The following is a 9,327-nucleotide window of genomic DNA, read 5'->3' on the forward strand; positions in this document are numbered from 1 at the left end:
GAAAGGCCTCCTATCGTACGATTTCTTTTTCATGCGGCATGGCCGTGTCCGAATAAATATCTGTTGGATATTCACCCGTGAAACAAGCTAAGCATTGTCCGCAATTTTTCATTTCAGATGATCGGCCATTGGCTTCTAGCATTCCTTCTATTGATAAGAATGATAGTGAATCTGCACCGATTTCATCACGCATTTCATCCAAAGTACGACCTGTTGCTATTAATTCTGAATCCGAACTAATATCTACTCCGTAATAACACGGAGCAATCAATGGGGGTGAAGCGATCACAACATGTATTTCTTTAGCACCCGCAGCACGAAGCATGGCGACTATACGTTTAGATGTGGTACCACGAACGATTGAATCATCGACCATTACCACTCGCTTGCCGCTAACCACTTGGTGTACAGGTGACAGCTTCATCTTTACGCCTTTTTCACGCAACGCTTGAGACGGCTGGATGAACGTTCTGCCAACATAGCGGTTTTTGATTAATCCCAACTCGTACGGAATACCGCTTTGTTCAGAGAATCCGATGGCAGCAGAAATACTGGAATCAGGAACTCCCGTGACGACATCTGCACTAATCTGTACTTCCCGAGCCAATTGCTTACCGCAACGTTTACGTGCAGCATGAATATTGATCCCATCAATATCCGAGTCAGGACGTGAGAAATAAACATATTCCATTGAACACATTGCATTATCTCCAGGTTCTGCAAACCGCTCAGATGTCAATCCGCTGTCATTAATGATCAGCAATTCACCAGGTTCAACGGAACGAACATGTTCCGCACCGATAATTTCAAAAGCACAAGTTTCCGAAGCGACTACCCACGCATCGCCTATTTTGCCAAGTGATAATGGGCGTATACCGTTCGGATCTTGGGCAACCATCATTCCTTCATCCGTCATCAAGACAAATGCGAATGCACCTTTTAGAATACTAAGGGCTTTTTTTACTCGATCCCGCTGATTCCGAGACCCACTGCTACGTTTGATCAAGTGCGCAAGAACTTCTGTGTCGGATGTACTTTGAAAGATACTTCCTTGACGCTCCAAATGTTCTTTCAAATCTGTTGCGTTGACTAGGTTACCGTTATGCGCTATAGCTAGACTTCCAGTTGTCGAACGGAAGACAAGCGGTTGAACATTCTCTATACCACGTCCGTTTTCTGTCGTATAACGGACTTGTCCAATCGCGCCACGTCCTACGAGTGAATTCAGTTTTTCTCCAGAGAATACTTCATTAACCAAACCTTCACCTTTGACCGCGTGTAGACCGTTATCGTCTTTTACGACGATACCGGCTCCTTCTTGTCCACGGTGCTGAAGAGCATGCAAAGCGTAATAGCTCAGCTGTGCTGCATCTTCATGTCCCCAAATACCAAATACGCCGCACTCTTCGTTTAAGCCTCTGAGCTCAGCAAGCATGAAATTGCCCCTTTCCAAGCAGTCTGGAATTCTTCAACCGTCCCTTCTACTAAGACAGTTCCCTCTGCGTCTTTGATGACAATTTCTTCGCCATCTGTCACGGTCCCGATTTTCACTGCATGCTGGACTTTCTCTTCAAACGCAGCTACTTGATCGGCTTGTACAGTCACTAAGAAACGTGATTGTGTCTCACTGAATAATGCAGTGATTGCTGAACCTTCCACTGTCACATCAGCACCCAACCCGTTTGAACCAAATGTTCCTTCACAAAGCGCTACAGCAAATCCACCTTCTGATAGATCATCAGCTGATTGAATTAGTCCCGCTTGAATCGCTTCAAGAAGTTGTTGCTGACGTGTAGCCTCTACATCTAAATCGATTGCTGGTGATTTACCAAAGATCTTTCCTTCGATCATTTGTTGCAATTCACTGCCACCGAATTCTGTTTCTGTTTGACCAATTACATAGATTGCATCTCCAGCTTGTTTGAAACCAGGAGTTGTTACTTGGCTCAAATCATGGACGATTCCTACCAAGCCAATTGTTGGAGTTGGATAGATCGGCACACCATTTACTTCATTGGAGAGAGATACGTTACCGCCAATAACTGGCGCATTCAGCTTACGACAAGCTTCTGAAATTCCATCTGCAGATTTTTCAAGTTGCCAGAATACTTCAGGCTTATCAGGGCTACCGAAGTTTAAGCAATCTGTCAGTGCGATTGGCTCTGCACCCGAACATACTAAGTTACGTGCAGCTTCAGCTACCGCAATTTTACCACCCGTTTCCGGATCCAAATAAATGAAACGTGAGTTACAATCTGCTGTCATCGCAATACCTTTGTTCGTTCCTCTAACACGGATCACACCTGCTGACGCTCCTGGCGCTAGTACTGTATTAGTTCTTGCACCTGTATCGAATTGGTTGTAAACCCACTCTTTTGAAGCAATCGTTGGACGTTGCAATAAGTCGAGTAATGTTTCTTTCAAGTTCGTTACTTGTGGTTCTGTATTTTCAATCGCCTGGTTTTCTCCAAACGATGCTGGTTCTTTTGATTCTTTCTGATAGCTAGGTGCATCTTCAGCCAGCAGGTCTGCTGAAACTTCAGCTGCGACTTCGCCTTTATGAAGTAGACGAAGCATTTTATCGTCTGTTACTTGACCTATTACTGCCGCAGTAATACCATACTTCGTGAATAGTGCAATAACTTCCTCTTCACGACCCTTTTTCACAACGATCAACATACGTTCTTGAGACTCAGACAACATCATTTCATACGCTGTCATATTCTCTTCGCGCTGTGGTACAAGATCCAAGTTTAATTCCACACCATAGCCTGCTTTTGAAGCCATTTCTGCTGCAGATGATGTCAAGCCTGCTGCACCCATATCTTGAATACCGATTAACGCATCGGACTTAACTAAATCCAAACAAGCTTCCATCAATAACTTTTCAATGAACGGATCGCCTGCCTGCATGACTGGTAGTTCTTGCTCTTCTTCAATAGATAATTCCGAAGAAGACATCGTTGCTCCATGAATACCGTCACGACCTGTAGTAGCACCTGCATATATCACGGTATTGCCTACACCAGCTGCTACGCCTTTTTGAATATCTTCATGATTTAGCAAGCCGACTGCCATCGCATTGACCAATGGACGTTTCGAATAGCACTGGTCGAACTGAACTTCTCCAGCCACCGTCGGAATTCCCATTGCGTTACCGTAACTCGCAATTCCTGCAACTGCTTCTTCAAACAGGAATCTATCACGCGGTTCTGTTAAATCACCGAAACGAAGTGAATTTACTAGTGCTACGGGACGTGCGCCCATAGAGAATACGTCACGAATGATTCCGCCTGCACCTGTTGCTGCACCAATGAAAGGCTCGATTGCTGATGGAGAGTTATGGGATTCCATTTTGAACACGGCAGCTTGATTATCACCAATGTCTACAATTCCAGCACCCTCACCTGGACCTTGTAGAACGCGCGCACCTTCAGTAGGAAATCTGCGTAATACAGACTTTGAGCTTTTATAAGAACAGTGCTCTGACCACATAGCAGAAAATAATCCTGTTTCTACATAGTTCGGCGTACGACCAAGTTTTTCTACCGCACGATCATATTCTGCATCCGTCATCCCCATTTGAAGGTATAGACGATTTTCTTTAATTTGCTCTGCTGTAGGTTCGTGATTAATTGACATGCTGTTCACCCCGATTGTTCATGATTGACTGGAATAAAGCTGTTCCATCTGTTCCACCGATGATTGCTTCTACTGCACGCTCTGGAAGTGGCATCATACCAAGAACATTACCTTTTTCATTTGTAATCCCTGCGATTGCCGCTGTACTGCCATCTGTATTTTCATTCGCATATGTGAAGACGATTTGATTATTGTTTTTCAGTTCATTCACTGTCTGCTCGTCTGCATAGTAATTGCCAAATTCACTAGCTACTGGCAATGTGAGCACTTGACCTTGTGTATAGTCTTTTGTGAAAGCTGTATTATTATTTTCTACCCGTACCGATTCTTGAGCTGAACGGAATTTCAAGCTCTTATTGCGTAAAAATCCACCTGGGAGGATGCCTGCTTCTACTAAGATATGAAAACCATTACCGACTCCAAGAACTAATTTACCAGATTCAGCAAATGCTTGAAGTTGCTTGCATGCAGGTGAACTTTTCGCCAATGCACCCGGACGTAAGTAGTTGCCGTATGAAGTGCCTGTTGGCAATAGAACTGCATCGAATTGATCGAGTTGGTCAGCTTCCGTATGCCAAACGTATTCAACATCTTGCTTTACCGATTCCTCAATGGCATGGTACATATCAAGATCACAAGTAAGACCTGGGAATACTAGAACGGCGAACTTCATTTGCTGGTAACCTCCCCGATTTCGAATCGATAATCTTCAATGACTTTATTGATCAATAGATCATTACACATTTCCTTCACGCGTGTCTCAATTGTCTCTTCTGAACCATCTAACTGCAATTCGATCAATTTACCGATTCGCGCGTTTTTCACTTCTTCATAACCCATTTTCTGAAGTGCTTCTGTTGTTGCGATTCCTTGTGGATCTACAACACTTTCACGTAGTGTTACATAAATAGTTACTTTCGTCATTGTCGGTTCCTCCCAAAGTGGAAATCATAGTTTGTATTAGTTAGTTTCTTGCCAGATACCGGACTGTTCAATTTCTTGCAATGTTTTTTCAAGATCATCCGTCATAATCGTAACATGACCCATTTTACGTTTTTCTTTCACTTCTGCTTTACCGTATAAATGAATTGACCAATCAGGATAATCTGCAATACGTTCTTGAAGTGGTGCTACATGTTCTCCCAATACATTCACCATGATGGATGGTGCCCATAACTTCGGCTCACGTAATGGCCACCCACAGACTGCACGAATATGCTGATGAAATTGCGAAATATTGCATGCCTCTATTGAGTAGTGACCCGAGTTATGTGGTCGCGGTGCCAATTCATTGATAATAATCTTACCGTCAGGCAACACGAACATTTCAACTGCTAGCGTGCCTACTAACTTTAAATGGCCAGCAATTTTTTTTGCTGCTTCTTCTGCCGACTCCAGGACTGCTTGGTCAACTCGTGCAGGCACAATCGATTCGTGCAAAATGTGATGCTTATGAATATTCTCTGCAATTGGTAAACAATATGTCTCACCAGCTGGGTTTCGTTGAATAATAACGGAAATTTCTTTTTCGAACGGAACGAATGCTTCCGCTATACAAGAAGAGTGGGTAAATAAATCCTTAGCACTCTCTATCTGCTCTTTCGATTCAAGCTTGATCTGACCTTTACCATCATAGCCGCCAAAAGCCGTTTTTACGATACAAGGAAAACCAACATCGTCAATTTTCTGTACTAATTCATCATACGTTTCGGCAGTTATATAGGTTGCAACCGGTACGCCAGCTGACTGAATTTCAGCTTTTTCATTAATTCGGTTTTGCGTAATGCGAACTAATTCAGCGCCTTGTGGAACATACGCTTTCTCAGTTAGCCGTTTCAATCCTTCATAATCAATATTTTCAAATTCAAATGTAATGACATCACTGACTTTGCTTAATTCGTTCAGTGCTTCTTCATCATTATACGGAGCGACAATTTCAACATCGGCTAACTGTCCACACGGAGAATTCTCTGTTGGATCTAGTACCGCAATCTTGAATCCTGCTTCTTTTGCTGCAAGTCCCATCATCCGTCCTAGTTGTCCACCACCAATAATGCCGATCGTCTGTCCAGGTTGAATCATTTTCAATTTAATTCACCACTGCTTTCCAGCGAAATTTTCTTCATTTCATCGCGCCTTTGCTGTAGCTTATTACGTAATTCTTCATCTTGTACACAAAGTATTTGAGCCGCTAGAAGGCCCGCATTTGTAGCGCCTGCTTTGCCAATCGACACAGTTGCTACCGGAACGCCACCAGGCATTTGAACGATGGATAATAATGAGTCCATTCCATTCAAGGCTTTAGATTGCACAGGCACACCAATAACAGGAACTAGCGTTTTTGCCGCAACCATTCCTGGTAGATGGGCAGCTCCGCCTGCTCCTGCAATAATAGCGTGTAATCCTTTTTTCTCTGCTTGTTCTGCATAGTCAAACATGAAATCCGGCGTACGGTGGGCTGACACTACTTTCTTTTCATAAGGAACTCCTAGTTCATCTAAAATGTCGCATGCATGCTTCATTGTTTCCCAGTCGCTCTTACTGCCCATAATGACACCAATCTTCGGTTCCAAATCTAATCCGCTCCTTCATGCCCAACATGATTTAATAAAAATAAAAAGGTCCTTGAAAACTCCACTTTTCACATGCACAAAAAGCAGAACTTTCAAGGACCCTTACTAAACGGATATAAAACCATCTAACTCAGCCATCATCCGTGATATCCAAGAAAAATTGCTTTCCCACATAGTGTAGACATTTACGGTGTCTTGGTAGAAACGCCACAGCCAATTCTGCAGCATATACGGGGAACTCATTTACTCTTATTATATTATCAACTATTACATAATCCGTCAACTTAAAACCGAACATTATATTATATATCTTTTAAAATCATTCGCCTTTAAGTTGACATATGAATGTATACAAGACAGTTCCCTTTCAACTGACAGTTATTAGCTGTTTTTGATGCCCTGAAACTGCGTTTGTTGTCTGATGGGGATATACTCTTCCCCCACTTGTTTAAACAAAGGTTTCTCTCTTCGAGCAACAACTGTATAGCCTAAGTTTTTAATTCTGTCCAGACATTCTTCGAGTGTCTCATCTTCTTCTCTATCAAACCACATCTTCTGTTTACTCATTTAAATAATTTGCCTCGTTTCACATTCTTTACCCAGAAGCCGCCGTGTATCGATTTAGGTTCATAAGATATAATAAATGCTTTCGGATCAATCTCCGTTATGGTCTTATATAGTTTCAGTTCATATTTTCGTGGAGTCAAAATCTGCATAGTCGAACGAGCTCCACTTAAACCATTTGCTGAAGAATCCGTTACACCATAACCGAGTCTTCTTAACTCCGCAGGCATTTCTTTATTAACATCTGCTGTTATCACATTGACTGTAATATAACCGAGTGCTAATCTTTCTTCAATTTTGGAACCGATAATAACTCCTATACCATACCCCAGAGCATACGCAATTAAGTTTTGTATTTGCCCCAGATTATCCAACACCAAACCAAGCCCAATTACATACACTACTGTTTCTATCATACTCACACCAGCAGCTATATAACGATAACCTTTCAAAGTCAGGATAATTCGCATTGTCATGAAAGTTACATATACAATATTTATCGCGAAGATAATTAACACCATTACCATTGCATCACTCCCCCTTACAAGTAGAGTAATCGTATCGCGCCTAACCTTATAATTCAAGGAAAGTCTTTTGAAATGTGGTTTATATTGGATAAGAATATTAGGTTTACTTTATTGATAGGAGTTGGAAGAGAATTTTTAAGGTGGGGATTGAATAGATGGTGGTGTTTTTTGTAACTTAGTTGTTGGGATGATGGATGGGGAAGAGCACTTGGAGGGGGTCTATGAGCGGATTGCGCGCGGGATAGAGCACTTAACTGGAGTCTATGAGCGGATAACGGGTGCGATAGAGCATTTAGCTGGAGTCTATGAGCGGATAACGGGTGGGATAGAGCACTTGGTTGGAGTCTATGAGCGGATAACGGGTGCGATAGAGCACTTAGCTGGAGTCTATGAGCGGATAACGGGTGCGATAGAGCACTTAGCTGGATACTATGAGCACAACACACGATACAATAGATCTCCATCCGATTTTAGCAAGCAAAATAACGGATTCTTATTCGGTTGCACTATATACATTACATAATACACCGTTTTTAAAACACAAAAAAGCCACTCCCCATAAGGAATGGCTTCGTGCCTAGCAACGTCCTACTCTCACAGGGGGAAACCCCCAACTACCATCGGCGCTGAAGAGCTTAACTTCCGTGTTCGGTATGGGAACGGGTGTGACCTCTTCGCCATCGTTACTAGACTCTTTGAGTAAAGCTTGTTCACTCAAAACTGAATAAAAGACATTGTCGTAGTTCAAGTAACTACTTTTTAAAATAGGTTAAGTCCTCGATCGATTAGTATCTGTCAGCTACATACGTCGCCGTACTTACACCCCAGACCTATCCACCTCATCATCTTTGAGGGATCTTACTTACTTGCGTAATGGGAAATCTCATCTTGAAGGGGGCTTCATGCTTAGATGCTTTCAGCATTTATCCCGTCCATACATAGCTACCCAGCGATGCCTTTGGCAAGACAACTGGTACACCAGCGGTATGTCCATCCCGGTCCTCTCGTACTAAGGACAGCTCTCCTCAAATTTCCTGCGCCCGCGACGGATAGGGACCGAACTGTCTCACGACGTTCTGAACCCAGCTCGCGTGCCGCTTTAATGGGCGAACAGCCCAACCCTTGGGACCGACTACAGCCCCAGGATGCGACGAGCCGACATCGAGGTGCCAAACCTCCCCGTCGATGTGGACTCTTGGGGGAGATAAGCCTGTTATCCCCGGGGTAGCTTTTATCCGTTGAGCGATGGCCCTTCCATGCGGAACCACCGGATCACTAAGTCCGTCTTTCGACCCTGCTCGACTTGTAGGTCTCGCAGTCAAGCTCCCTTATGCCTTTGCACTCTACGAATGATGTCCAACCATTCTGAGGGAACCTTTGAGCGCCTCCGTTACTCTTTAGGAGGCGACCGCCCCAGTCAAACTGCCCACCTGACACTGTCTCCTGCCCGGATCACGGGCAAGGGTTAGAAGTCCAATACAGCCAGGGTAGTATCCCACCAATGCCTCCTCCGAAGCTAGCGCTCCGGAATCCTAGGCTCCTACCTATCCTGTACAGGCTGCACCGGAATTCAATATCAGGCTACAGTAAAGCTCCACGGGGTCTTTCCGTCCTGTCGCGGGTAATGCGCATCTTCACGCATATTATAATTTCACCGAGTCTCTCGTTGAGACAGTGCCCAGATCGTTACGCCTTTCGTGCGGGTCGGAACTTACCCGACAAGGAATTTCGCTACCTTAGGACCGTTATAGTTACGGCCGCCGTTTACTGGGGCTTCAATTCAGAGCTTCGCTTGCGCTAACCCCTCCTCTTAACCTTCCAGCACCGGGCAGGCGTCAGCCCCTATACGTCATCTTACGATTTTGCAGAGACCTGTGTTTTTGCTAAACAGTCGCCTGGGCCTATTCACTGCGGCTCTCTCGGGCTATTCACCCTACCAGAGCACCCCTTCTCCCGAAGTTACGGGGTCATTTTGCCGAGTTCCTTAACGAGAGTTCTCTCGATCACCTTAGGATTCTCTC

At 44.0% G+C, this 9,327-nt stretch carries 9 protein-coding genes, 2 rRNA genes and 1 riboswitch (1 of these 12 running past the window's edge); of the genes, 1 reads left to right on the plus strand and 10 read right to left on the minus strand.

What is annotated here, in order from left to right; genetic code table 11:
* Positions 1 to 10: 10 nt before the first annotated feature.
* From purF to SporoP32a_RS06520, 8 genes are all read right to left on the minus strand, one after another.
* Positions 11 to 1,435 (minus strand): amidophosphoribosyltransferase, encoded by a 1,425-nt coding sequence (gene purF, locus SporoP32a_RS06485; protein ID WP_085427159.1) that lies wholly within the window; start codon positions 1,433 to 1,435, stop codon positions 11 to 13.
* Positions 1,411 to 3,642 carry a phosphoribosylformylglycinamidine synthase subunit PurL gene (gene purL / locus SporoP32a_RS06490; RefSeq protein ID WP_085427160.1) on the minus strand — a complete coding sequence of 744 codons (2,232 nt, stop codon included), beginning with the start codon at positions 3,640 to 3,642 and terminating at the stop codon, positions 1,411 to 1,413. The genes purF and purL overlap by 25 nt, the downstream gene beginning before the upstream one ends.
* Positions 3,632 to 4,315: a phosphoribosylformylglycinamidine synthase subunit PurQ gene (purQ, locus tag SporoP32a_RS06495; RefSeq protein WP_085427161.1), complete on the minus strand. Its 684-nt coding sequence runs from the start codon at positions 4,313 to 4,315 to the stop codon at positions 3,632 to 3,634. Before purQ ends, purL begins: the two co-directional genes overlap by 11 nt.
* Positions 4,312 to 4,566: a phosphoribosylformylglycinamidine synthase subunit PurS gene (purS, locus tag SporoP32a_RS06500; RefSeq protein WP_085427162.1), complete on the minus strand. Its 255-nt coding sequence runs from the start codon at positions 4,564 to 4,566 to the stop codon at positions 4,312 to 4,314. Before purS ends, purQ begins: the two co-directional genes overlap by 4 nt.
* A gap of 36 nt (positions 4,567 to 4,602) precedes the next feature.
* A complete protein-coding gene (purK, locus tag SporoP32a_RS06505) occupies positions 4,603 to 5,724 on the minus strand; it encodes a 5-(carboxyamino)imidazole ribonucleotide synthase (protein ID WP_085429006.1) in 1,122 nt (373 codons plus the stop codon).
* 2 nt (positions 5,725 to 5,726) lie between these two features.
* The gene (purE, locus tag SporoP32a_RS06510; protein WP_420542314.1) at positions 5,727 to 6,191 is read right to left on the minus strand and encodes a 5-(carboxyamino)imidazole ribonucleotide mutase; all 465 of its coding nucleotides are present in this window, start codon (positions 6,189 to 6,191) and stop codon (positions 5,727 to 5,729) included.
* Positions 6,192 to 6,368: 177 nt separating this feature from the next.
* Positions 6,369 to 6,469: riboswitch (purine riboswitch) on the minus strand.
* A gap of 127 nt (positions 6,470 to 6,596) precedes the next feature.
* Complete coding sequence (locus SporoP32a_RS06515) at positions 6,597 to 6,782, minus strand: NETI motif-containing protein (RefSeq protein ID WP_085427164.1); 186 nt, start codon at positions 6,780 to 6,782, stop codon at positions 6,597 to 6,599.
* A complete protein-coding gene (locus SporoP32a_RS06520; protein ID WP_085427165.1) occupies positions 6,779 to 7,306 on the minus strand; it encodes a DUF2179 domain-containing protein in 528 nt (175 codons plus the stop codon). The genes SporoP32a_RS06515 and SporoP32a_RS06520 overlap by 4 nt, the downstream gene beginning before the upstream one ends.
* Positions 7,307 to 7,493: 187 nt before the next feature.
* On the opposite strand from SporoP32a_RS06520, the gene SporoP32a_RS06525 reads away from it, so the two are divergent.
* Positions 7,494 to 7,829 carry a hypothetical protein gene (locus SporoP32a_RS06525; protein ID WP_157129938.1) on the plus strand — a complete coding sequence of 112 codons (336 nt, stop codon included), beginning with the start codon at positions 7,494 to 7,496 and terminating at the stop codon, positions 7,827 to 7,829.
* Positions 7,830 to 7,881: 52 nt separating this feature from the next.
* Here the strand turns inward: SporoP32a_RS06525 and rrf are convergent.
* Both rrf and SporoP32a_RS06535 read right to left on the minus strand, forming a co-directional pair.
* A 5S ribosomal RNA gene (gene rrf, locus SporoP32a_RS06530) occupies positions 7,882 to 7,997 on the minus strand.
* 74 nt (positions 7,998 to 8,071) lie between these two features.
* Positions 8,072 to 9,327 (minus strand): 23S ribosomal RNA (locus SporoP32a_RS06535); it runs 1,673 nt beyond the window's last position.

It is taken from the genome of Sporosarcina ureae, from assembly GCF_002109325.1.
Taxonomy (GTDB): domain Bacteria; phylum Bacillota; class Bacilli; order Bacillales_A; family Planococcaceae; genus Sporosarcina; species Sporosarcina ureae_C.

What these genes read in the sequence shown, in the direction of transcription:
- purK (WP_085429006.1), bottom strand. Translation starts at nt 5,724, where the DNA reads ATGATTCAACCTGGACAGACGATCGGCATTATTGGTGGTGGACAACTA.
- purF (WP_085427159.1), bottom strand. Translation starts at nt 1,435, where the DNA reads ATGCTTGCTGAGCTCAGAGGCTTAAACGAAGAGTGCGGCGTATTTGGT.
- SporoP32a_RS06520 (WP_085427165.1), bottom strand. Translation starts at nt 7,306, where the DNA reads ATGGTAATGGTGTTAATTATCTTCGCGATAAATATTGTATATGTAACT.
- purQ (WP_085427161.1), bottom strand. Translation starts at nt 4,315, where the DNA reads ATGAAGTTCGCCGTTCTAGTATTCCCAGGTCTTACTTGTGATCTTGAT.
- SporoP32a_RS06525 (WP_157129938.1), top strand. Translation starts at nt 7,494, where the DNA reads ATGATGGATGGGGAAGAGCACTTGGAGGGGGTCTATGAGCGGATTGCG.
- purS (WP_085427162.1), bottom strand. Translation starts at nt 4,566, where the DNA reads ATGACGAAAGTAACTATTTATGTAACACTACGTGAAAGTGTTGTAGAT.
- purL (WP_085427160.1), bottom strand. Translation starts at nt 3,642, where the DNA reads ATGTCAATTAATCACGAACCTACAGCAGAGCAAATTAAAGAAAATCGT.
- purE (WP_420542314.1), bottom strand. Translation starts at nt 6,191, where the DNA reads ATGGGCAGTAAGAGCGACTGGGAAACAATGAAGCATGCATGCGACATT.
- SporoP32a_RS06515 (WP_085427164.1), bottom strand. Translation starts at nt 6,782, where the DNA reads ATGAGTAAACAGAAGATGTGGTTTGATAGAGAAGAAGATGAGACACTC.